Annotated in this window: 16 protein-coding genes; 4 read left to right on the top strand and 12 right to left on the bottom strand. The window is 70.6% G+C overall.

The window, feature by feature from the left end:
- Nucleotides 1–225 precede the first annotated feature (225 nt).
- On the top strand, nucleotides 226–2910 hold the full coding sequence (locus tag KRR26_RS27445; RefSeq protein ID WP_120204396.1) for a PAS domain-containing sensor histidine kinase: 2685 nt from the start codon (nucleotides 226–228) through the stop codon (nucleotides 2908–2910).
- Between the two features lie 18 nt (nucleotides 2911–2928).
- On the opposite strand, the gene KRR26_RS27440 is transcribed toward KRR26_RS27445, so the two are convergent.
- The 3 genes from KRR26_RS27440 to KRR26_RS27430 all read right to left on the bottom strand — a co-directional run bounded on the left by KRR26_RS27440 (nucleotide 2929) and on the right by KRR26_RS27430 (nucleotide 6774).
- The gene (locus KRR26_RS27440) at nucleotides 2929–3318 is read right to left on the bottom strand and encodes a DUF779 domain-containing protein (RefSeq protein ID WP_120204398.1); all 390 of its coding nucleotides are present in this window, start codon (nucleotides 3316–3318) and stop codon (nucleotides 2929–2931) included.
- Between the two features lie 10 nt (nucleotides 3319–3328).
- A complete protein-coding gene (exaC, locus tag KRR26_RS27435; RefSeq protein ID WP_120204399.1) occupies nucleotides 3329–4855 on the bottom strand; it encodes an acetaldehyde dehydrogenase ExaC in 1527 nt (508 codons plus the stop codon).
- Between the two features lie 200 nt (nucleotides 4856–5055).
- On the bottom strand, nucleotides 5056–6774 hold the full coding sequence (locus KRR26_RS27430; RefSeq protein ID WP_217081237.1) for a cobalamin-dependent protein: 1719 nt from the start codon (nucleotides 6772–6774) through the stop codon (nucleotides 5056–5058).
- A 629-nt stretch (nucleotides 6775–7403) separates the two neighbouring features.
- Here KRR26_RS27430 and KRR26_RS27425 point away from each other — a divergent pair.
- Both KRR26_RS27425 and KRR26_RS27420 read left to right on the top strand, forming a co-directional pair.
- Nucleotides 7404–9212 (top strand): serine/threonine-protein kinase, encoded by a 1809-nt coding sequence (locus KRR26_RS27425; RefSeq protein WP_199723720.1) that lies wholly within the window; start codon nucleotides 7404–7406, stop codon nucleotides 9210–9212.
- Nucleotides 9213–9289: 77 nt separating this feature from the next.
- Nucleotides 9290–10597, top strand: a complete 1308-nt coding sequence (locus KRR26_RS27420; RefSeq protein WP_217081236.1) for an ABC1 kinase family protein — start codon at nucleotides 9290–9292, stop codon at nucleotides 10595–10597.
- 12 nt (nucleotides 10598–10609) lie between these two features.
- On the opposite strand, the gene KRR26_RS27415 is transcribed toward KRR26_RS27420, so the two are convergent.
- Together KRR26_RS27415 and KRR26_RS27410 are read right to left on the bottom strand one after the other, a co-directional pair.
- Nucleotides 10610–11005 (bottom strand): response regulator, encoded by a 396-nt coding sequence (locus tag KRR26_RS27415; protein WP_120204936.1) that lies wholly within the window; start codon nucleotides 11003–11005, stop codon nucleotides 10610–10612.
- Between the two features lie 141 nt (nucleotides 11006–11146).
- Entirely contained in the window at nucleotides 11147–11530 is a 384-nt protein-coding gene (locus KRR26_RS27410) for a response regulator (protein WP_120204406.1), read from the bottom strand.
- Nucleotides 11531–11659: 129 nt separating this feature from the next.
- Here KRR26_RS27410 and KRR26_RS27405 point away from each other — a divergent pair, with 129 nt between their 5' ends.
- A complete protein-coding gene (locus tag KRR26_RS27405; RefSeq protein WP_217081235.1) occupies nucleotides 11660–12721 on the top strand; it encodes a PAS domain-containing sensor histidine kinase in 1062 nt (353 codons plus the stop codon).
- Between the two features lie 88 nt (nucleotides 12722–12809).
- On the opposite strand, the gene KRR26_RS27400 is transcribed toward KRR26_RS27405, so the two are convergent.
- The 7 genes from KRR26_RS27400 to KRR26_RS27370 form a co-directional block, all read right to left on the bottom strand.
- The gene (locus tag KRR26_RS27400) at nucleotides 12810–13604 is read right to left on the bottom strand and encodes a dienelactone hydrolase family protein (RefSeq protein ID WP_236069256.1); all 795 of its coding nucleotides are present in this window, start codon (nucleotides 13602–13604) and stop codon (nucleotides 12810–12812) included.
- 102 nt (nucleotides 13605–13706) lie between these two features.
- The gene (locus tag KRR26_RS27395; RefSeq protein ID WP_199723721.1) at nucleotides 13707–14741 is read right to left on the bottom strand and encodes a methyltransferase; all 1035 of its coding nucleotides are present in this window, start codon (nucleotides 14739–14741) and stop codon (nucleotides 13707–13709) included.
- On the bottom strand, nucleotides 14738–15886 hold the full coding sequence (locus KRR26_RS27390; protein WP_217081234.1) for an aminotransferase class V-fold PLP-dependent enzyme: 1149 nt from the start codon (nucleotides 15884–15886) through the stop codon (nucleotides 14738–14740). Before KRR26_RS27390 ends, KRR26_RS27395 begins: the two co-directional genes overlap by 4 nt.
- Complete coding sequence (locus KRR26_RS37030; protein WP_120204411.1) at nucleotides 15883–17715, bottom strand: tryptophan 2,3-dioxygenase family protein; 1833 nt, start codon at nucleotides 17713–17715, stop codon at nucleotides 15883–15885. Before KRR26_RS37030 ends, KRR26_RS27390 begins: the two co-directional genes overlap by 4 nt.
- 220 nt (nucleotides 17716–17935) lie before the next feature.
- Nucleotides 17936–18349, bottom strand: a complete 414-nt coding sequence (locus KRR26_RS27380; RefSeq protein ID WP_120204413.1) for a response regulator — start codon at nucleotides 18347–18349, stop codon at nucleotides 17936–17938.
- Nucleotides 18342–21296 carry a response regulator gene (locus tag KRR26_RS27375; protein WP_120204415.1) on the bottom strand — a complete coding sequence of 985 codons (2955 nt, stop codon included), beginning with the start codon at nucleotides 21294–21296 and terminating at the stop codon, nucleotides 18342–18344. The genes KRR26_RS27380 and KRR26_RS27375 overlap by 8 nt, the downstream gene beginning before the upstream one ends.
- A gap of 3 nt (nucleotides 21297–21299) precedes the next feature.
- A complete protein-coding gene (locus tag KRR26_RS27370; RefSeq protein ID WP_120204417.1) occupies nucleotides 21300–22460 on the bottom strand; it encodes an FIST signal transduction protein in 1161 nt (386 codons plus the stop codon).
- Nucleotides 22461–22469 lie beyond the last annotated feature (9 nt).

Raw genomic sequence — 22469 nt, 5'->3', positions numbered from 1 at the left:
GCGCCCGATGGGCCCGGCCCGTGGGGGTGGAATCGCGGCGCGCGTGCGGAAGGAACGCGGGCGCGTTCTGGGGTGACGCGCCGGGCGCCATGACGCGGCGGTCCATGCCTGGGGGGAACCTGCTCTTCCAGCGGTCTGCGAGGTTGTCTGGATGACAGTTGGCTCGTGCGCGGGGGCCTCGGGCCGTCGGCGCCGCGTGGCTGGCGTCATTATCTGGGACGCCCCATGTCGGCTCTCTCCCCAGTCCCGCCGGTGGTTCCTGCCCCGGAGCCCATTCCCGAGCACGCCTCCGCATCGGTGGAGGCGCTGGCTCGGGCCATGGTCTCGGCGGCCGAGCCGTGGCCCGGTTCGCTGGCGCCCTTTCATTCCCTGCTCATGCAGGCCCCGGTGGCGTTGGTGTTGCTGCGGGGCCCCGACCTCGTCTTCGAGTTGGTGAACACGCGCGCGGAGAAGTTCGTGGGGCGGGGCATCTCGCTGGGGCTGCCCTTGCGCGTCGTGCTGCCGGAGGTCGCGGCGCAGCCTCGCGTGATGAACATGATTGAGGGCGTGCTGCGCACGGGCGAGCCCTTCGTCGGAGATGCGTTCCCCGTGGCGCTGGACCGACACGGAGACGGCCAGCTCGACGAGGCCCTCTTCGACATGCTGTGCCAGCCCCTGCGTGACGCCGACGGGCAGGTGGACGGCGTGCTGATGGCGGTGGTGGAGGTCACGTCCCAGGTGCGTGCCCTCCAACGCGCCGAGGTGCTGGAAGAGGGCATGGCCCGGCAGGCGCGCGCGCTCGACGGATGGGAGCGCCTCTTCGCGCACGCGGCGCTGGGCATGGCGAGCGTGGATCCCGAAACGGGCCTCCTGGACGCGGTCAATGCCGCCTACGCGCGCATGCACGGCTACGACTGCCCCGCGGACCTCATCGGCGTGCCGGTGCGCGCGCTGATGTCCGCCAAGTCCTGGGAGGCGTTTCCCGCCCAGCTCGCCACGACGCTGGACCGAGGGCACCACACCTACGAGCAGGTGCGCGTCCAGCGCAACGGCGTCCAGTTCCCGGTGCTGGTGGACGCGGTGGCGCTGCGCGGCGCGGATGGACGCGTGGCCTACCGCGCCGTGGTGGTGCAGGACCTCCGAGAGCGCAAGGCGGCCGAGGATCGCTTCGCGTTCATGGAGCACGCGGGCGAGGTGCTGTCGTCGTCGCTGGAGTGTCGCCCACTGCTTCAACGGCTGACGGAGCTGGCGGTGCCGAGGCTCGCGGATGGCTGCGCGGTGGATCTGCTCACCGAGGATGGGACGGTGGAGCGGGTGGCCCTGTCGCACCGCGACCCGGAGCGCGCGGGGATCGCGCGCGAGCTGGGGCGCCGCTGGCCGCTCGGCGCGGGGCCCGAGGGCGATGTCGCGGAGGTGCTTCGCGCGGGGCAGCCCTGGTTCCTCCCAGATTTGACGGAGGCGCAGCGCGACGCGCTCGCCCGGGACGCCGAGCACCTGGCGCTGCTGCGCGCGTGGGGCCTGCGCGGCCTCATGGTGGTGCCGCTGCGCGCGCGCGGGCGCGTGCTGGGGTGTGTGAGCTTCGTGGTGGAGGACGGCGGGCGGCGCTACTCGGAGGCGGACCTCGCGCTGGCCATGGAGCTGGCTCGGCGCGCGAGCCTCGCGGCGGACCACGCCCTGCTGTACGCGGAGGCGCGCGAGGCGCAGGCTCGCACCGAGCGGCTCCAGGCGGTCACCGCCGCGCTGTCTCGCGCGGTCACCGCCGAGGACGTGGCGGACGTGCTGGTGCGAGAGGGATTGCAAGCCAGCGGCGCCGTGCGCGGCGCGGTGCTGATGCGAGACGCGGTGGGGCGGGTGCGGCCCCTTCGGCTCGCGGGCTATGGCCCCGTCATGAAGGAGCGCCTCCAGATGCTCCAGACGGTGGCCTCGACGCCCATGCTGGCGCGCGTGGAAGCGCGGCGTGAGTCCCTGTGGTTCTCCTCGCGGTCCGTGCTCCATGCCGAGCACCCCGAGGAGTTCGCCGCGACGGAGTCCACGGGCGAGGGCGCGCGCGCCGCGCTGCCCTTGATGACCGAGCTGCGGGTGATGGGCTACCTGCTGCTCGGCTGGGAGGCGACGCGGAACTTCACGTCCGCGGAGCGCACCTTCCTGGACGCGCTGGCGCGGCAGTGCGCCCAGGCATTGGAGCGCGCCGAATTGTACGAGGCGCTCCAGGTCGCGCACGCGCAAGCGCAGGCGGCGGTGCGGATGCGCGACGAGTTCCTCTCCGTGGCGAGCCACGAACTGAAGACCCCGCTCACCAGCCTCATCCTCCAGCACGGGCTCATCGAGCGCGCGCTGGGGCCGGATACGGGCTCGCAGGTGGGGCTGCGGCTGACCACGGCGATGCGGCAGGTTCAGCGGCTCACCGCGCTGGTGGACAACTTGTTGGACGTGAGCCGGCTGTCTTTGGGCAATCTGTCGCTGGCGCCCACGGAGGTGGACCTGGCGCAGGCCGCGCGCGACGCGGTGGATCGCCTGGGCGAGGTCTTCGCGCAGGCGCGGTGTCCCGTGTCGGTGGAGACGCGCGAGCCGCTGCGGGGGCAATGGGATGCGCTGCGATTGGACCAGGTGTTGGTGAACCTGCTCACCAACGCGGCGAAGTACGGCGCGGGTCGGCCCGTCCGGGTGAGCACGGGCCGGAGCGAGCGTGGCGAGGCCTGGGTGGAGGTCCGCGACGAGGGGATTGGGATTCCCGCAGACGCGCTGCCCCGCCTGTTCGGGCGCTTCGAGCGCGCGGTGTCCGAGCGGAACTACGGAGGCCTGGGGCTGGGGCTCTACATCAGCCGCCAGATCGTGGAGGCGCTGGGCGGGCGCATCGAGGTCGAAAGCCTGCCGGGGCAGGGCGCCACCTTCACCGTGCACCTGCCGTGCGCTCCACCGCCCGGCACGTGAGGCCGGGCGGCGGAGGTTTCAGGGCTGGGGGCCTCGGGGTGGAGGTCCCTCTTGCTGAAGGGCGCGGTACTCGTCATCCGTGAAGACGCGTGAGCGGATGAGGAAGCGCACGCCCTCGGGAGCCTCGACGGAGAAGCCACTGCCGCGACCGGGCACCACGTCCACGGTGAGGTGCGTGTGCCGCCAGTACTCGAACTGCGGCCCCGAGATGTAGAAGGGCGTGTCCACGATGCTGCCCAGGTACACGTCCTCCTGGCCCACGAGGAAGTCGCCTCGGGGAAAGCACATGGGCGCGCTCCCGTCGCAGCATCCTCCGGACTGGTGGAACATCAGCGGGCCGTGGAGGCCCTGCATCTTGCGGAGCAGAGCCTCGGCGGTGGGCGTCACATCGACGCGCGGGACGCGCATGGGCGGTGGCTCAGAAGAAGCCCATGGGCTTCGGGTCGTAGCTGACGAGCATGTTCTTCGTCTGCTGGTAGTGATTGAGCATCATGTGGTGCGTCTCGCGCCCGATGCCGGACTGCTTGTAGCCGCCGAACGCCGCGTGCGCCGGGTACAGGTGGTAGCAGTTCACCCAGACGCGACCGGCCTGGATGGCGCGGCCCATGCGGTACGCCGTGTGCGTGTCGCGGGTCCACACGCCCGCGCCCAGGCCGTAGAGGGTGTCATTGGCCAGGGCGAGCGCGTCCTGCGCGTCCTTGAACTTCGCCACGGAGACGACGGGGCCGAAGATCTCCTCCTGGAAGACGCGCATCTTGTTGTGGCCTTCGAAGATGGTGGGCTCCACGTAGTAGCCCTCGGCCAGCGCGCCGGGCAGCGTCTTGCGGCCGCCGCCGATGAGCACCTTGGCGCCCTCCTTCTTGCCGATGTCGATGTACGCCAGGATCTTCTCCAACTGGTCGTTGGAGGCCTGCGCGCCAATCATCGTCTCCGGGTCGAGCGGGTTGCCCTGCACCACCTTGCGGGTGCGCTCGACGGCCTTCTGCATGAAGTCGTCGTAGATGCGCTCGGCGACGAGGGCGCGCGAGGGACACGTGCAGACCTCGCCCTGGTTGAGGGCAAACATGGTGAAGCCTTCGAGGGCCTTCTGGGCGAAGTCATCGTCCTTGGCGAAGACATCCTCGAAGAAGATGTTGGGGGACTTGCCGCCCAGCTCCAGCGTCACGGGGATGAGGTTCTCGGACGCGTACTGCATGATGAGGCGGCCGGTGGTGGTCTCACCGGTGAAGGCCACCTTGGCCACGCGCTTGCTGCTGGCGAGCGGCTTGCCGGCCTCGATGCCAAAGCCATTCACGACGTTGACGACGCCGGGGGGGAGCAGGTCGCCCACCAGCTCCATGAGGACGAGGATGGTGGCGGGGGTCTGCTCGGCGGGCTTGAGGACCACGCAGTTTCCGGCGGCGAGCGCGGGGGCCATCTTCCACGCGGCCATGAGGAGCGGGAAGTTCCAGGGGATGATCTGCCCCACGACGCCGAGCGGCTCCTTGAAGTGATACGCGACGGTGTGCTCGTCGATCTGCCCGAGGGTGCCTTCCTGGGCGCGGATGACGCCGGCGAAGTAGCGGAAGTGGTCGATGGCGAGGGGCAGGTCGGCGGCGAGGGTCTCGCGCACGGGCTTGCCGTTGTCCCAGGTCTCGGCGACGGCGAGCATCTCCAGGTTCTTCTGCATGCGGTCCGCGATGCGCAGGAGGATGTCCGAGCGCTCGGTGACGGAGGTGCGGCCCCACGAGTCCTTGGCCTTGTGCGCGGCATCGAGGGCCTTCTCGATGTCCTCGTGGGTGGAGCGCGGCACTTCGCAGAAGGGCTTGCCGGTGACGGGGCTGATGTTCTCGAAGTACTGCCCGCGCACGGGCGGGACGAACTCACCGCCGATGTAGTTTCCGTAGCGGCTCTTGAACTGCGCCTTGCTGCCCTTCTGACCCGGCGCTTCGTAGACCGTCGACATGCGGGGACTCCCGAGTTGGATGGAGGTCCGCACGATAGGCAGGGGCCCGCGCGATCAGCGCTCAACACATGTCCGACCCTGTTCGGTGGTGATCATTTCACGCCGAGGTGGAGTCCCGCCTGCCCCATGGAAAGGGGAGTGACCACTTCTTGGCATTGGACGCGGCGGAGAGCCCTCGGGTCCTTTCCCGAAGGGGCGCTTCAGGCGGGCTGGAGGAAGCGGCCGTCCACGAGGTGGTCAATCACTTCGCGTGCGGAGTGCGGATCCAACCGCGCCTTCTTCCCGAGCTGCGCCACCGCGCTGGAGACGGTCGTGGGCCGCTCGAATGTGCCCAGCGCTTTCAGGAGGATGGTCCCGTCCTCGCCCTGCACCAGCGAGGGGTCCGAGAACTTCCGCGGACTCACGGACGGCGCGCAGCTCAGCGTGATGCCATCCACCGAGCGCAGCACCGTCACCGGCTCCTGCGCCACCTTCGCCGTGGCCCGGTGATTCCCCAGCCACTCGCCCAACGTGAAGCGCTGGGTCCACGGCGCCGTGTTCCGCAGCCGCGTCCCGTCATTCACCGTCACCTGTCGCTTCGCGTCCCGGTGCTTCCAGGCCATCGCGTCCACGCGGTCGGACGTGCGCTGCACCGCCGCTTCCAGCCCCGCATCGCGGAAGCGGATCATCGGCACCGAGTGGTTCCCGGGCTCGCGCCGCTCGAAGTAGTCGAGGAACTCCGTGAACGTTCTCGCCTCGGTCTCCATGTCGAAGCGCGCGGGATGTTCCGTGACCAGCGCGCCGGGCTGCGCCTCCAGCCGCTGATAGCCCACCACGCAGTCCATCCCGATGATGCGCTCCACCAGCCGCAGCTCCTCGGCCAGCGTGTCCCGGCTCGCGAACGGGAGCCCGCCAATGCCGGAGATTTCGATGCCCAGGTTCGCGTGGCGACGACTCGCCTCGATGAGCGCCAGCAGCTCCGCGTCCGTGGCGCAGGGCTTCAGCAACCCGCGACGCATCTGCTCCAGGCGCTGCTGCTCGGAGAAACACCCGATGTCGACGACCATGTAGACGCGCTGGAACGTCGCCGCCAGCGCGTCCACCAGCTCCACGCGCGGCACGCCCCACAGGAAGTACGTGCAGCAGTGGCGCGACAAGTCCACGCCCGCCCACGTGCCCCCCAGGAACTCCGCCGTGCTCCCCGAGAAGTCATAGCGAAGCTGCCACGTCCGCGACGCGATCTCGGCGTGGTCCTTGCGCACGCTCTCCTCCGCGCGCAGGAAGGGCTTCGCGCGCCCGAACCCCGCCTTCTGATTGCCGCGCGCCCCGCCGCAATACAGACAGTTCTCGCCACACCCCTTGCCCGGTGCCACCCACCCCGAAAAGGAGTGCAGGTCCATCTGGCTCAGGAACATCTCGTGGAAGTGCGAGTAGTGGACGTCCTCGCTGTTGGTCGCGCCCTGCACGTACCCCAGCGGCAGGCGTCGCGGCTGTCCGTCCGGCGCCCGCGTCACGCAGTTGGGCGGTGACGCATCTCCCTGGCAGACCGCCAGCAACGGCCGCTCTCCGTCACCCAAGATGATGCGGTCGATGCAGTCGTACGCGCTCAGCTCCCGCCACCAATACGAGGCGGAGTTGCCGCCCACGACGACTTGAATCTCCGGGTCGATGCGTTTCACGGTCCGGGCGATGAGCAGCGCGCGGTCCACGTGGTGGAACCACTTGAAGCTGATGCCCACCAGCTTGGGCCGCACTCGGGCGATGAGCGCCTCGAACGTGCGCGCGACCTCGGCCTCGGTCTCGTCTCCGTCGTAGAGCCGGACGAAGGCCTCGATGCCGCCGCGCCTCAGGTAGCTGGCCAGATAGAGAATGCCGCAGGTGGCCTCGCCCGTTCCGGCGCCGACGAGGAGAACTGGCGAGAGCACACGACCACTACCCATGAGGCGAGCACTGACCTTTCCGAGACCGAGCCACAGTAGACGAACACCCCCGCCCCCCGGCGCGGAATGGTGGGCGCCCTCCCGTCCGGCGAGCGTCCGACCAGAACGCGACCGCGTCTCTCCTGGACGACCGGAACAGCCCTCCGCCTCAAGTCCAGGGCTCCACGCGGAGCCCGGATACCTGTCGTCACTTTCAAGGCTTGAGCGGTATTCGCCCTCGGACCGGAGAGGTCGCCTGCTCGAAGGAGCCTGTTCGCTGGCGGATAATGCTCAAGAAGTCACAGGATGTGCGTTGTGTGGTGGGGAAAGAAGATTCTTCAATGGGATGGCTGTAGCTTTCGCCGGAGGACAGGAGGAGCTCCGCGCGAGTCCGGGAGCGCACGTTTGCGAACACTGCCCACAGTCCGAGGCGCCTCCCAGCCATCGTTTCTCGCCACCGCGGCCCTGCGCCTGTTTCCTTCGTGGCACGGCCATCGCAAGACGCCCCGCCGCGTCACTTTTCCAACACCCCACGTCCCCTGAACCCCGTGCTCGTTCCGTCGTCCCAGAGTTGCTCGTGTCCGCATCCGCATTCCCATGCGGGGGACTGCCCCACGCTGCTGCGTGACCGGGACACGGGGGGAAGCACGATGCTGTACGCGGGGACGCCGCCTCCCGAGTCCCCCGGCGTGACGCCCGTGGCGCCGCTGATGGCGGGCGCGGCAGAGTCGCTGGTGGGCCAGGAGTTCGGCCGCTTCCGCGTGGTGCGCGAGCTGGGCCGGGGCGGCATGGGGACGGTGGTGCTGGCGGAGCACGCCCTCATCCAGAAGCGCGTGGCCATCAAGGTGCTGCACCCGCATCTGGCGCAAGAGCCGGAGCTGGTGTCCCGCTTCCTGTCCGAGGCGCGCACGCTGACGCTGGTGCAGCACGAGAACGTCGTCACCCTCTACGACCTGGACGCGCGCGACGGACGGCCGTTCCTGGTGATGGAGTACCTGGAGGGGCAGAACCTGGCGAGCTTCGCCACCGAGCCGCTCGCCCCGGCGCTCGTCGTGGAGCTGATGATGCAGGTGTGTGACGCGCTCGGCGCCGCGCACGCCCACGGCATCGTCCACCGCGACCTCAAGCCCGCCAACGTCTTCCTCGTGCCGGGCACCGGCGGCAAGCACCGCGTGAAGCTGCTGGACTTCGGCATCGCCAAGCTGCTGTCGCGGCCCGTGGGTCAGATGACCACCGAGGTCGGCGTGCTGCTGGGCACGCCCGAGTTCATGGCCCCCGAGCAGTGCGGCGACGGCGCCGTGGACGCGCGCACGGACATCTACGCCGCGGGCGTGCTGGGCTACCTGCTGCTCACCGGGCAGGTGCCCTTCGCGGGGCGCAACGCGGCGGAGGTGCTCATCGGGCACCTCCAGAAGACGCCCGCGGCGCCGCATACGCTGCGGCCCGGCGTGCCCCAGGCCCTGTCTCGCGTGCTGCTGCGCGCGTTGGCCAAGCGCCCCGAGGATCGCTTCGCCTCCGCCGCCGCGCTGCGTGCCGCACTCGAGACCTCGCTGGTGCCGGAGGCGCCCACCGCCCCGCCCGCCTTCACCGCGCGGGTGCGCTGGGATGGCTCGAGCGCGACGCAGGACCTGCGCTGCGAGTGGGTGGGCCGCATGGGCCTGTTCCTCCAGATGGAGGGGGCGCCGCCGCCGGTGCTGTCGGATGTGAGCCTGGTGCTGCGCCTTCCGGGCGGAGAGCTGTCGTGCTCCGGCGAGGTGGTGCGCCACGTGACGGTGGAGCAGGCGCGCGCGTGGCGGATGCAGCCGGGCTTCGGCGTGCAGCTTCGCGACACCGGCCCCGCTTTCCATGATGCCCTGGCGCGCTTGAAGTCGGGCGACCGGAAGACCCCGTTGACGCCGCCGCCCACGCCCGCGCCGGAGGACCCCGAGGCGGAGGTCATCCTCCAGGGCTTCCGCCGCCGGTTGGCCGGTGACCACTACGCGGTGCTGGAGCTGCCGCGCGACGCGACCGCCGAGGCGGTGCGCACCAGCACCCAGCGCGCCCGAGGCTCCCTGGAGCTGCTCAAGTCCCGGCCCCTGTCGGCCAGCCAGCGCGCCCAGGTGGATCGCACGCTGGAGCGCCTGGTGTTGGCGTTCCAGACGCTGGGCCCCGTGGAGCGCCGCGCCGAGTACGACGCGGCCCTGGGCAACGTGGAGGGCATCGAGCGCTGCCTGTCCGCGGGCCTCACCGTGACGATGCTGGAGCAGTGCCGCCGCCGCTTCCTCGCGGCCAACCCCGGGCGGGATGGCCGGGCCGCGGTGCATCGGATGTCGGGCGATGCGCTCGCGTCGGTGGGCCGGTACGCGGAGGCGCTCGCCGCCTACGAGCAGGCGCTGCGCGTGGACCCGCTGGACCTGGAGGGGCTCAAGCGCTGGCGCGCGCTCAAGTCCCGCCTGCGCGGCGCTCCATCCCCCAAGTAGGGCGGGTAATCGAGCGCTCGCGGTACCCGCGCTTGCCTTGCGTCCCCGGACGGGCTCCTCGTTAATCCAGTCCGGTCATGTCCTCCGACTCCGATGATTCGTTGCCTCCACAGGGTCGCTTCACCCGGCTGCGCAAGCTGGCGGGGCTCTCCGTCCAGGTAGGGGCCGAGGCCCTCAAGTCCGGGGCGAAGCGGATGGCCGGGCAGGCGCCCGAGCTGATGGGCCGGGGGACGGCCGAGAAGCTCGTCGCCACCCTGGGCGAGATGAAGGGCGCGGCCATGAAGCTGGGGCAGGCCATCTCCATGGACCCCGACCTGGCCACGCCCGAGGTGCGGCAGGTGTTGGCCCGCTTGCAGAACCAGGCCCCGGCCATGTCCTACGCGCAGGTCGTTCAAGTGGTGCGCGAGGAGCTGGGCGCGCCGCCCGAAGCGCTGTTCCGCGAGTTCACGCCCGAGGCGTTCGCCGCCGCGTCGCTGGGGCAGGTGCACCGCGCGGTGTTGAAGGACGGGCAGCCGGTGGCGGTGAAGGTGCAATACCCGGGCATCGCGCGCTCCATGCTCCACGACATGGAGAACCTGGGCATGGTGGTGAAGACCGTGTCCAAGACGTCCCGCTTGCTGGACGGCACCGCCTACTTCCAGGAGTTCCGCGACGAGCTGATGCTGGAGCTGGACTATCGCCGCGAGGCCTCGCTGGCCCAGGGCTTCAAGCGCAGCGTGGCGCGCCTGCCAGACCTGTACGTGCCCACCGTCATCCAGGAGCTCAGCGCGGAGCGAGTCCTCACGCTCGAGCTGTTGCCAGGACAGACATTGAAGGACTGGGGGACGACGAATCCCTCGCCCGAGGACCGCTTCCGCGTGGCGCGCCAGCTCATCCGCGCCACCTACGGGCCCTTCTTCTGCGCGGGTGAGATTCACGCGGATCCGCATCCGGGGAACTACATGGTGATGCCGGACGGGCGCTTGGGATTGCTCGACTTTGGCTCGGTCAAACGCTTCAGCCCGCGCTTCGTGGACGTCAATCGGCGCATGTTCGCGCTCTCCCTGGAGCACGAGATGCCAGACATCCTGGAGCTGTGTCGCGAGGTGGGCTTCACCGTGGAGCTGCCGGGGCCCGAGGCCGCTGGGCTGCTCAGCGAGGTGCTCCACATCGCGGGCCGGCCGCTGCGCGCGACGCCGTATGACTATGCGACCTGCACCGTCAGCCGCGACCTGCGCAACCACTTCTCCAGCAACGCCACGCGCTTCCTCAAGGTGAAGCCGCCGCCCGAGGCGGTGATGTTCTTCCGCTCCACCGGAGGGCTGAACCTCAACCTCCGCATGGTGGGCGCGAGCGGCGACTTCCGCGGCGCCTTCCTGGAGGTGGCGGCCTTGCCCTCCGCCTGAGCGTGGCGCCGCTCAGGTCGGGGTCGGAGGACGGCCCTTCTTGTGGAGCTGCTCCAGCTTCTTGGCCAGGTCCGCGCCCTGGACGCTCTTGGAGATGTAGCCATCCGCGCCCGAGGCCTGCGCGAGCGCACGCAGCTTGGACTCGTCCGAGGCGGAGAAGAGGATGAAGCGCGTGCTCTTGGGCGCCTGCGCGCGGGCGAGCGCGAGCACCTTGTCGCCGCTGAGCGCCGGGATGTTCACGTCCAGGAGGACGAGGTCCGGCGTCGTCGTGCGCACCAGGTTGGACACGCCCAGCGAGGAGCGGTGCGTCCGCACGTCGAACCCGAAGGCGCTCAAGGTCCGTTCCGCCAGGACCAACTGGTCCTGGTCATCGTCCACGACGAGCACGCGGATCTTCATCTCCGACAAGGCACTGCCCCCCAAGTTCGCGCGGACACCACAGGTTCAGGCCGCACTCCCATGTGAACGGCCCGTCTCGCCCCGAGTATCACCCAGCCCCGACGCGCTGTCGCCATCCCGGCCGCGCGTTCGTTCCTGGGACACGCGGGCTCAGTGCGTCGTCGGTGCACAGCGCAGGGCCACCTCATCGAGCAGCTCCTCCAACTGCACGGGTTTGCGCAGCAGCCCCACGGCGCCCACGGGCGGCGCGTCCATGGGGCTCGCTGTCAGCACCAGCACGGGGATGGTGGAAAGCCGCGTGTCGGCGCGGAGCCGCTCCAGCAGCCCCTGGCCGTCCAGCACCGGCATCATCAGGTCCAGCAGGATGAGGGAGGGCAGGTGCGCCCGCCCGTCCAGGTACTGGAGCGCCTCGGCGCCGTGGCGGGCGGAGGCGATGCCGTAGCCTTCCAGCTCGAGCAGCTCGCAGACCGCCCCCCGGATGTCTGGGTCATCCTCCACGACGAGAACCGTGCGCTGTGAGGTCTCGGCTGGCACCTGGACAACGTAACGGGCGGGCCGTGCGCGTGGGAGTGAAAAATTCCACCCATTTGCGGTCCTTGTTCGATTTCAAGCTGTACTTGAGTTCGAGGGGAACGTTGGCTGGCGCGCCTCAACGAGGAAGTCATGGCCGAACCTGAAGTCGATTCGCGATGGACCGTGCCGGTGGAGGACCTGGAGGCGCTCGCCTTGGTCCGTGTGGACTCAGGGGGGCGCGTGGCGAGCTGGAACGTGGGGGCCGAGCGCCGATGGGGGCACCCCGCGGCGGAGCGCGTGGGTCAGCCGTTCGAGGCCCTCTTCGGGGCAGGGGAGGCTCGCGAGGGACGACCCGCGCGGTTGCTGCGAGAGGCGGAGGCGCACGGCGTCGCGCGGGAGCGGTTGGCCGTGGCGCGGCGGGACGGGGGCACCGAGCTGGCGCGGGTGACGGTGCGTCGGCTGCCGCCGGAGACGGGCGGCTTCGGGGTGGTGCTGCACGCGGAGGACGGCGGGCTCGCGGACATGCTGCGCGAGCACGAGGCGTTCGAGCGACGGGTGTTGGGCATCCTGCGCGAGGACCTGGATGGGCCGCTCGCGACCCTCCAGGAGCTGGCGCTGGCGCTCTTGCGCAGCGGCGAGCTGGGCGGGCGGCTGGAGTCCGCGGTGGGGCGCATCTTCGCCTCGGCCGAGCGGGTGCACCGCGTGTTCGGGAGCGTGCTCGACTTCGCGCAGGCGAAGGTGGGCGGAGGGCTGGTGCTCCAGTACCGCTCGTTCGACCTGCACGAGCTGGTGGAGCACGCGCTGGACGGCATGGCGCAGGCGCATGCGGGCCGAGCGCTGCGGCACGCGCAGTCCGGCGAGGGCCATGGTGATTGGGATCCCGAGCGCGTGGGGCAGCTGCTCGTGCATCTGGTCAGCAACGCCGTGCTGCACGGGGCGCCGGATGGCGTGGTGACGGTGGGCAGTCACGGCGCGCAGGACGGTGTCCGGTTCGAGGTCCACAACGAAGGCCCGGCGATTCCCGCCGAGCGGCTGCCGCACCTCTTCGAGCCACGCGAGCACACGGAGGCGGGCCGGGTGGGCCTGGGCCTCTTCCTCGCGCGGCAGATTGTGCTCGCGCATCACGGCACCTTGGCGGTGACTTCCACCGAGTCGGGCGGCACGACGTTCACCGCGTGGCTGCCGCGCTGGCCACCTCGTCCGGGGCGTTGAGCGGGGGCGCGAGCCCCGCGCCCGGAGCACAGGCCTTCTTCACGGCGCTGCGCTCCTCCCGCGGGCCGCTCGCCGGGGCGCGCGCGCTTCATGGCGGGGGCGCTTCCTCCCAGGCGGACGCGGGCGTTTCGGCCAGATGTTGGAGGAACCACTGGCAGGCGAGTTCGGCCACTCGCGCGAGCTCCCCGGGGCCGTGAAAGTGATGCGTCGCGCCGGGAATGACCTCGACGTGCTTGTCGGCCCGCAGCGTGGCGCAGGCTCGGTCGTTGACCTCCAGGCCCAGCGCGTCCGCTCCTCCCACCAAAAGCAGCGTGGGCGCTCGCACGCGCGTCAGCGCGCTCCCCGCGAGGTCCGGCCGCCCACCGCGCGACACGACGGCGTGCACACAGTCTGGACGCAAGGCCGCCGCGCACAATGCGGCGCCCGCTCCCGTGTGCGAGCCGAAGTAGCCCACGCGCAGCCGGGCCGTGGTGGCGCCGCGCTGGAGCCAGCGCGCCGCGCCCGCCATGCGCAGGCCGAGCAGTCCGATGTTGAAGCGAAGCTGACGCGTGCGCCGCTCCTCCTCTTCGACGTGGGTCAGCAGGTCCAGGAGCAGGGTGCCCAACCCGGCCTGCCGCAAGAGCCCCGCCGTCTGCGCGAGCCGGAGGCTGCCGCGACTGCTGTCACTGCCGCGCGCCAGCACCACCATGCCCACCGCGCTCGGTGGAATCGCCAGGCGCCCCCTGAGCACGGTGGCGTCATCCACCGGCACCATGACCTCGCGCTCGGGGCCGACTCGCCCCACGCCCGCGTCCCCGTGCTCGCGGGGGCCAGGCTCCGCTTCCGCCAGTCCCACGCCGCTCAACGCGGCGCTCCACCCCGACCGTGACCGGGGACCCTTCATGGAGGCTCCTCCCGTCTGCGTATGGCTTCAGGGAGTTGAGCATTGCCGAGGGCGCGGTGAGCAAGAAACCGCGCCCTTCCGTCCGCTGCGAGACACCCGCCCTCAGGGCTTGTGGGCGACGACCAGCTCGAACGGGCCGGGCTTCACGTGCGGCGCGTGGAAGCCCACGTCCTCCAGCGTGCGCAGGTAGAAGTCCACCTCGCGCAGTCGGCTGACGCACGAGTCCACCCCCATGAGGAAGTAGGACCAGAAGAACTGCGCGGCCAGTCGCTCGGGGGTGCGGAACTCCTCGCAGATGAGGATGCGCCCGCCCGAGGGAAGCGCATCGTACGCGGCCTTCATCAGCGACCGCGCCACCTCGGCTGGCCAGTCGTGCAGCACGCGCACGAAGGACAGCGCGGAGTAACCCGTGGGCAGGGCCTCGCGCAGGAAGTCTCCTCCCACGAAGCCCATGCGCGCGGCGGGGTGCTCGAAGCGCTGACGCGTGCGCGCCACCAGCGGCTCGGTGGCCGGCAGGTTGTAGACGTCCACGCTGAGCCCCGCGTGGTCGCGGAGCAGGTGCCCCGCGAGCGTCCCATCGCCGCCGCCCACGTCGAGCAGCCGCGCCCCCGCCGAGAAGAGGCTCTCCGCGTGCGTGCGGAACGTCTCCAGGATGGGGCCGAGGCCCGCGGCCATGCTGGACTCGAAGCCCTCCACCTGCGACGCGGTGCGCGGAGGCCAGTCGAAGGACGCGGTGGACATCGAGTGGGCGCCGCGCAGCACCTCGGGGAGTCGGCCGCGCAGCTCTTGCCAGGCGTACTGCTCGCGGTCGCGTTCCAGGGAGTGCAGGCCCAGCACGGACTCGGCCGCGGCGCGCAGCCCCGGCACGGCGCGGTAGCGCGCGGACTCCAGCGCGTCGGAGTCCTGCTCGCGCTTCACCAGGCCCAGGCTCTCCAGGCAGTCGAGGAACTTGTAGAGCCGGCCGGGCACCAGCTTGTGCTGCGCGGCCAGCGCGCCCAGCGTGACGGGGCCGGGCTCCAGCACGTCGAGCAGGCCCAGGGCCAGGGCGGTCTCCAACACGTCCACGGCGCGCGCGCCATTGAAGAGCAGGTGCAACAGCGCGCGCGGCGAGCTTGCATCCATGGCGAGCGCGCTCATGCCGCCGCCCTCCGGTGCTCCTCGGTCAGCGCATCCATGAAGGCCTCCACTTCTTCCGCGGTGTTGTAGAAGTGCGGCCCGATGCGCAGTGAGCCGCGGTGGCTGCAGATGAAAGACCGTGCGGCCAGTCGCTTCACCACGTCCGTGTCGCCGGGGAATCGCAGGCACACCACTCCGCCGCGCCGATGGGGCTCGCGGGGCGTCACGACCGTCAGTCCCGCCGCGTCGGCGCGCGCGATGATGCGCGAGGTGAGCGCGAGCGAGTGGGCGCGAATGGCCTCCACGCCCACGCTCAGCAGCAGGTCCAGGCCCGGACGGGACAGCAGGGCGAGCAGCGGCGCGGGCGTCCCCGCCATGAGGCGGCGCGCGTCCGGCGCGTAGTCTCCCGAGGGCAGGAAGGTGAAGGGCGCATCGCCCGCGAGCCAGCCCGTGGCGGCCGGGCGCAGGGTGGAGAGCAGCGAGGGGCGCGTGTACAGGTACGCGACCTCGGAGCCGCTCAGCCACTTGTGCGCGCCCCCCAGGAGGAAGTCGACGTCCAACGCGCTCACGTCCACCGGCACGGTGCCCACGGTCTGGTAGGCATCGAGCGCGACGAGCGCGCCCATCGCATGGGCGGCCTTCGCCACGCGCGCGGCGTCGAGGACGGCGCCGGTGGAGAAGCTCCCGTGCGAGACGCAGACGAGCAGCGTCCGCTCATCGATGGCCGAGCACAGGCGTTCCTCGTCCACGCGCCCGTCGAGAGAGGGCACCACCACCAGCTCCGCGCCGTAGCGCTCGAAGCCCTTCCACAGGAAGGGAACCGTGGGGAACTCCAGGTCGGTCACGACGACGCGGCGGCGCGGCCCGCTCCAGTCGAAGCAGGTGCCGAGCCGCCCGAGCAAGGTGCTCAGGCTCACATCCGTGGCCACCGAGCCCGGCGGCGCGCCGATGAGGCGAGCCACCGTGTTCGCGTAGCCGAGGATGCCGTTCATCCAGCCTTCCCACGCGTCATCTCGCCAGGCGCGCAGGGTGTCCCAGTACTCGCGAAGCACCCGCTCGACGGCCACCGGCAGGGCGCCGGTGGAGTTGCTGTTGAGGTACGTGCAGGAGGCGAGGACGGGATAGTGCGCGCGCAGCGTCGTGAGCGACGTGGGCGCAGCGGTCATGACCGCCCTCTGGGCGGGTTCAGGTACGTGGAGGGCACGGGAGCCGGGCTGCCCACGCTCGCGCGGGTGGACGAGTCCGAAGCGTGGTGCGCGCCCGCGGTGATGGGATCCACCGCGCGATGGGGCGACGTGGGGTGGCCTCCCGCGCTGCGCCCCAGTTCGTCGCGACGGTGCGCGGAGTCCACATGGGCATGTGAGGCATGGCCCCCGTGATGGACCGCCTCCGAGTGCACGCCATGCACCGCTCCGACACGAAGCTCCGCATGAGCACCGTGGACCAGACTGGCGCGCAGGGTGTCCTCACGACGATGTGGCTCCGCATGCGTTCCGTGCGCGAGCGTGGGGCGCGGGGTGTCGTCGCGACGATGCGGCTCCGCATGCGCGACATGCACCGCGCCGATGTGCGGTGCCTCATCGCGACGATGCGGCTCCGCATGAGCGACGTGCGCGGCACCGGCGCGCGGCGCCTCATCGCGGCGCTGAGGCTCCGCATGCGCTCCGTGCGCGAGCGCGGGGCGCGGGGTGTCGTCTCGGCGATGCGGCTCCGCATGAGTCCCGTGCGTGAGGTGCGGCGCTCCCGCGCGCGGCGCCTCGGGGCGACGGTGCGACGGCTCCGGATGCCCAGCGTGGGCCCCGGCCGCGCGAGGCGCGTCGTCGCGCCCGTGCGTCGCGTCCGCGTGGGCCTCGGCGTGCGGTGCCTTCATCGCGTTCGCCTTGGCGCTGTCCTCGCCACGCTTCGCCAGCTCCGCGTGCATGGGGCAGCCAGCCGCCGCGGCCATCCGCGCAATCTCCTCGCGGCTGTACGGCAGGTTCGCGACAGCGGTGGGCATGGGGGGCGCCGGGTCCGCGTGCACCTGCGGCGCCGGGCTCGCGTGCATCGCCGCGGGCACCTGCGTCGCCCCGGCCGCGTGCGCCGCCACGGGCACCTGGGCGGCCTCGGTCCGGGCCGCATCCGCGAGCACCGGCGTCGCCCCCGCCGCGGCACGCGCGGCCTCTGCCTCGGCGCGCAGCTCCGCCATGGCCGGGCATCCACCGCCGGCGCTCCGCTCGACGCCGGGCGCGTGGCCGCCCTCGCGCTTCCACGCCGTCGTCATCTCCACGCGCACGTCCCACAGCTTGCGGAACAGCGGCAGGTTCATCCGCGCCGCGAGCACCTGCGAAGGCAACCCATCCAGCGCCTTCACCTGACGGTCCACGCCGATGGTCCGCCGGACGAGCTGGAAGTGCGCGTACAGCCAGCCCTGGAAGGCCTCGTCCGCGTCCACCAGTTGCTCACACACGCGCTTGAGGTCCGTGGTGCCGTGGCCCGAGTACACCGCCATCAGCGTGGTGCTCCGCCGCGCCAGCAGCCGGTCCAGCGCGTCCTCCATGCCGCTCGCCGCCGTGCGCAGCGTGTTGTAGCCGGGGGACTCCTGACCACTGCCATTGCCCAGGCTGCGCCGGATGGTCTGGTACGTGTCTGGAGTCATCGTCTCCAGCACCGCCATCTCCGCCGACACGCACCGGAGGATTCGCGCCACGCGCTCCAGCCGCGACGACACGGCCCACAGCGAGTCGCGATCCAACTCGTCCACCACCTCCACCATCTCGCGCGACACCAACTTCAGCCACAGCTCCTGCGACTGATGGACGATCTGGAACATCAGCTCGTCATGCGCCACCAGCTCCGTCTCCGTGGACTGGAGCGACAGCAGCGTCGGCGTCTTCAAATACAGCTCGTAGTCCAACTCCCCTCGGCCTACCCACTTCTTCAACAGCGGGTTGAACAGCGGTTGCTCCAGCTCGAGGCGCAGTTTTTCCGCGTGGCTGTAATCAGTGGTCGAGTGCATGAGGCCCTCCGAGCGGGGGGTGAGGGACTTCGGAAGGGACTTCGTTGGGGGTCGTGCCCGCGGGACTGGGGAGCCGCGGGCACCAGAGGTACGGCACTGCTCAAACGGGTAAAGCAGCTACGAGACTAACAGTGATGACATCACTACTGCGAGTCACATCAATTCGCTGCATACCACCAAATGCCCGCGCGTGGGGGAATTGCCTCACGCGGACAGATGCTCACCCCTCGACAGGTGCGGGATTGGGATTGGGCGGGCGGGGTTTGAGGCGCATGGCCTGGAGCTTCTGGGCCAACTCCGCGCCCTGGACGCTCTTGGAGATGTAGCCATCCGCGCCCGAGGCCAACGCCAAGGAGCGCAGCTTGGACTCATCCGAGGCCGAGTAGAGGATGAAGCGCGTCCCCGGCGGCGCGTATTGACGCGCGAGGCCAACGACCTTGTCGCCCTTGAGCGCGGGGAAGTTCACGTCGATGAGCACGAAGTCGGGCTCGGACGCGCGCACGATGTTGGACACCCCCAGCGCGGAGGTGTGGGTCTGCACTTCGAATCCGTAGGCGCTCAGCGAGCGCTGCACGAGGTCGAGCAGGTCGGGGTCGTCGTCCACGACGAGGACGCGAGTTTTTGCTTCAGCCATGGCTTCTCCCTAGATGCTTGCGGATGGTCTCGAGCAACTGTTCACGATCCAAGGGCTTGGTCAGGTACGCATTGCACCCGGCCGCCTGCGCCTTGTCCTGGTATTCCCTTCCGGCGTGGGCCGTGACGGCAATCACGGGGACCTGCGTCACGGAGGGAAGTGCTCGCAACCGCCTGGTGACTTCCCAGCCGTCCAGGCGGGGAAGAGACAGGTCCATCAGAATGAGGTCGGGGTTGTCGCGGGTGGCGCGCTCGAGGCCGTGCTCGCCGTCCTCCGCTTCGATGAGGTCGAACAGCCCGCCCAGGTAGCGGCGGACGATGTCTCGGTTCTGCGCGCTGTCCTCCACGTACAGCACGCGGGGCAGCCGCCCGGCGCTGGCGGCGCGCTGGGACAAGAGCAGCCCCTTGGCCTGCGCGATGACGTCCTCCAGCGCGTGACCGCCCTTGCGCACGAAGCCCGCGAAGCCGTCGCGCAGGAGCGCTTCCTCGTCGTGGCTCAGCGACTTGCCGGTGAGCACCACCACCGGCACGGCCAGCTTCTCCGCGCGCAGCCGGCGCAGCACCTCGAAGCCGTCCAGGTTGGGCATCATCAGGTCCAACACCACCAGCGACGGCGGCGACACGCGCGCCTTGAGCAGCGCGTCCTCTCCGTTGCGGGCCTCGTTGGTGGAGAAGCCGGCGCGGCGCAGGTTGCGGCTGACCAGCTCGCGGGTGGCCGCGTCGTCGTCCACCACCAGCACCTCGGCGGTGCCCGAGCCCGAGGTGACGCCCGAGGTGGCAAGGCAGCGCTGCACCACCTCCACCAGCCGCTCGGGCTCCACGGGCTTCACCAGGTACTCGCACGCGCCCAGGCTGAAGCCGCGCGCGCGCTGCTCCTCCACGGACACGAGGATGACGGGGATGCCCGCCAGCGTCGGCTCGCCCTTGAGCTGGCTGAGCACCGACCACCCGTCCAGCCGCGGCAGGTGGATGTCCAGGAGGATGGCCTGCGGCTTCACCTGCCGCGCGAGGTTGAGCGCGGAGATGCCGTCATCCGCCGTCACCACCTTGAAGCCCGCGGGCTCCAGCTGGCCCACGACGAGCTGCTGGATGAGCGGATCATCGTCCACCACCAGCACGGTGCTCCCTGGCTGCGCCATGGGCGCCAGCTGCCCGGCCACCTCTTCCACCGGCACCAGCCGCTCGCTGTGCTGCCGCGGGTGGTTGGGCGAGTCCGCGAGCACGCTGGGCAGCCGCACGCTGAAGGTGGAGCCGCGGCCCAGGGTGCTCGTCACCGCCACGGTGCCGCCCAGCACGCGAGACAGCTCGCGCACGATGGCGAGCCCCAGCCCGGTGCCGCCCACCTTGCGCGTGGTGGAGCCGTCCACCTGGCGGAACTTCTCGAAGATGAAGGGGAGCTGGTCGGACGGGATGCCCACGCCCGTGTCCTCCACCTTCATGAGCAGCTCACCGCCGCCCGCGGAGGCCATGGACAGCGCCACCTCGCCCGTCTCGGTGAACTTCGCGGCGTTGCTCAAGAGGTTGAGCATGATCTGCCGCAGCTTCAGCGCGTCCGTGCGCACCATGCGCGCCACGTCGTCGATGTGCGTGGTGAGGGCCACGTCCTTGCCCTTGAGGTACTCCTTCACCGTGGCCATGCACTCGTCGGCCAGCTCCTGCGCGTCCACCTGCTCGGTGACGACCTCCACGCGGCCCGCTTCAATCTTGGACAGGTCGAGGATGTCGTTGATGAGCGCCAGCAGCGTCTTCGCGTTCGTCTTCACCACGCCCAGGTCGCGGCGGCCGTGCGGCGTGAGCCGGTTGCCCTCCTCGCGCATGAGCAGGTCGCAGTAGCCGATGATGCCGTTGAGCGGCGTGCGAATCTCGTGGCTGAAGTTGGCCAGGAACTCGCTCTTGAGGCGCGCGGCGGCCTCGGCCTCGCGGGCGCGCTCCTCCTCGTTGCGCTTGGCCACCGCCAGCTCCTGGGCCAGCCGGTCCAGGTCCTCGTTCTGCTGGCGGATGATCTCCATCTGCAGCGCGCGCTGCTGGTAGCTGGCGAGCGAGCGCGCGGAGACGGCGCGCGTGCGCTTGATTTCCTCCAGGCTGGCGGCGAGCTGCCGGTTGGCCGCGGCCAGCTCCGTGGTGGACGCGCGCAGCATCTCCTCGTTCTGCTTGCGCTCGGTGATGTCCTCGGTGACGCCGAGCACGTAGCGCGCGGTGCCGGTGTCATCCAGCAGCGGAATCTTGCGCGTGGCGAAGATGCGGTCCACGCCTCCGGCGCGGGCCACCTCCTCGAACGTCTTCATCTTCTTCGTCTCGAGGATCTCCGTGTCGATGGCGACGAAGGAGTCCGCCTGCTCCTGCGGGAAGTAGTCGTGGTCCAGCTTCCCGAGCAGCCACTCCTTGGTGACCTTGAACGCGTCCGCGAACGTCTGGTTGGCCACCACCAGCCGGCGCGTCTGCGCGTCCTTCACGAAGAGGACGAAGGGCAGCGAGTCGATGATGTTGCCGAGGATCCAATTGGTGCGCTTCAGCTCCCCGGCCGTGTCCAGGTGCTGGCGCTCCTCGGAGGCCAGGCGCAGCTCGCGCTCCACCACGAAGGGCAGGTGGCCGTAGCGGTCCTCGGTGACGTAGTCCCGCGCGCCGCCGCGCATGGCGGCCGACAGGGTGGACTCGCTCCACTCTCCCGACAGCACCACGAAGGGCAGCTCCAGGCCCCGCGCCTTCCAGGTGGCGTGGGCCCTGGCCCAGTCCAGGCCCTGCGCTTCCGCGCCGCACAGCACCAGCGCCCACGGACGGCCGAGCGCGGCCTCCAGCGCCGGCGGCGTGCTGACGACCTCCAGCGTCACGGCGACGCCCGCGCGCCCCAGGGCCGTGCGGGCCAGGGCGTACTCCCGCTCGCTACCGACGAGCAGAACGGTGGAGGGAGGGCCCGCGACGGGCTCCGCGACAGACGATTGGGTGGCCATGAATCAGTTCGCCCCGAAAGCCAGCACGGTCAGCGTGGTGTTGATGTGGAACCCCGAGTAGATCTCGAAGTGCACATTCATCCCAGCGGCCGTGGGAGCGACCTTCATCGCCTCCGACAGCTGGGGCACCGAGCCGGTGGCGCCCGCGTACCACATGCGTCCGCTGCAGTGGAACAGGAGCGTGGCCTGGGGGTTGGGCACCCGCCGCGGCAGCTCCTCGGTGAAGAAGGCGCGCGTCATGCCCGCCATGTCGCCAATCTTCATCAGCTCCAGCTCGCTGCCCTCCTCGAGGAGGTTGGCGAACAGGATGGAGCCGTCCTCCAGCGGCCGCCACGCGGCGCGGATGAAGTACTCCCGGCCCACCTTGAGCGCGGTGGGCCGCACCGCGAAGCCGCGCGGACTGCCGAACTCCAGGTCCTCCGGGCGCACGTCCAACAGCTCCGCGTAGCGCGCCGCCGCGGGCTTGCCGTCAATCTCCAGCGCGCGCGTGTGCGTCTCGTCCACGCGGGTGATGGTGAGCTTCTCGCCGGTGGGCACGTACCAGTGCGAGCGCAGCGCGCCCCACGGCGCGTTCGTCTTGAACAGGGCCACCAGCACGCCGTCGCCGGCCACCTCGCCGTCCACGTGCACCAGCGCGGACTGGCGCGCCGGGTCCCGGCTGTAGTCGCTGGCGCCGCCGCCCACGAGCACCAGCGTCTGGCTCTTGTCGAGGATGCCCAGGAGCAGCTCTTCTTTTTTGTAGCGGAAGCCGTCGTCAATCACGAGCCCGACGTAGTGGCGCGGATTGAGGTCCTGCTGCCGGACGCCCAGCTCCTCGCACGCGCGCTTGATGGCGGCCGCGCCCGCGCCGAACGCGTCCACGGTGAGGCCGCTGCCCAGCCCCAGGCCCACCTCGAAGTCGCCGGACATGGCGCCCAGCACCACGGTGTCCTCGTGGATGCCGTCGTTGTCCAGCTCTCCGCCGGTGGTGGCGCCCACCAGGCGGGTCTCCTTGGGCAGCCGCGCGCGCACCGCGCGATTGAGTTCCAGCTGATTGCGGTTGCGCGCCGCGAACAGCGTCACCAACTTGGGCGGAGGCCCGTTGAGCTGGCGCAGGAGGTCCTCCGCGGCGGCGGCCGGCTCGGCGAGTGTGGTGCGAGCCGTCTGCATCTTCACTTGGGCCATGGAGGACCT

This window comes from Citreicoccus inhibens (assembly GCF_019039035.1).
GTDB classification, from domain to species: Bacteria; Myxococcota; Myxococcia; order Myxococcales; family Myxococcaceae; genus Citreicoccus; species Citreicoccus inhibens.
The sequence above is the reverse complement of the archived record's forward strand: the minus strand, read 5'-3'. Positions and strand labels throughout refer to the sequence as shown.

Bases quoted from the DNA above. Each gene is read 5' to 3' on its own strand.
- KRR26_RS27445 (WP_120204396.1), top strand. From the start codon at position 226: ATGTCGGCTCTCTCCCCAGTCCCGCCGGTGGTTCCTGCCCCGGAGCCC.
- KRR26_RS27440 (WP_120204398.1), bottom strand. From the start codon at position 3,318: ATGCGCGTCCCGCGCGTCGATGTGACGCCCACCGCCGAGGCTCTGCTC.
- exaC (WP_120204399.1), bottom strand. From the start codon at position 4,855: ATGTCGACGGTCTACGAAGCGCCGGGTCAGAAGGGCAGCAAGGCGCAG.
- KRR26_RS27430 (WP_217081237.1), bottom strand. From the start codon at position 6,774: ATGGGTAGTGGTCGTGTGCTCTCGCCAGTTCTCCTCGTCGGCGCCGGA.
- KRR26_RS27425 (WP_199723720.1), top strand. From the start codon at position 7,404: ATGCTGTACGCGGGGACGCCGCCTCCCGAGTCCCCCGGCGTGACGCCC.
- KRR26_RS27420 (WP_217081236.1), top strand. From the start codon at position 9,290: ATGTCCTCCGACTCCGATGATTCGTTGCCTCCACAGGGTCGCTTCACC.
- KRR26_RS27405 (WP_217081235.1), top strand. From the start codon at position 11,660: ATGGCCGAACCTGAAGTCGATTCGCGATGGACCGTGCCGGTGGAGGAC.
- KRR26_RS27400 (WP_236069256.1), bottom strand. From the start codon at position 13,604: ATGAAGGGTCCCCGGTCACGGTCGGGGTGGAGCGCCGCGTTGAGCGGC.
- KRR26_RS27395 (WP_199723721.1), bottom strand. From the start codon at position 14,741: ATGAGCGCGCTCGCCATGGATGCAAGCTCGCCGCGCGCGCTGTTGCAC.
- KRR26_RS27390 (WP_217081234.1), bottom strand. From the start codon at position 15,886: ATGACCGCTGCGCCCACGTCGCTCACGACGCTGCGCGCGCACTATCCC.
- KRR26_RS37030 (WP_120204411.1), bottom strand. From the start codon at position 17,715: ATGCACTCGACCACTGATTACAGCCACGCGGAAAAACTGCGCCTCGAG.
- KRR26_RS27380 (WP_120204413.1), bottom strand. From the start codon at position 18,349: ATGGCTGAAGCAAAAACTCGCGTCCTCGTCGTGGACGACGACCCCGAC.
- KRR26_RS27375 (WP_120204415.1), bottom strand. From the start codon at position 21,296: ATGGCCACCCAATCGTCTGTCGCGGAGCCCGTCGCGGGCCCTCCCTCC.
- KRR26_RS27370 (WP_120204417.1), bottom strand. From the start codon at position 22,460: ATGGCCCAAGTGAAGATGCAGACGGCTCGCACCACACTCGCCGAGCCG.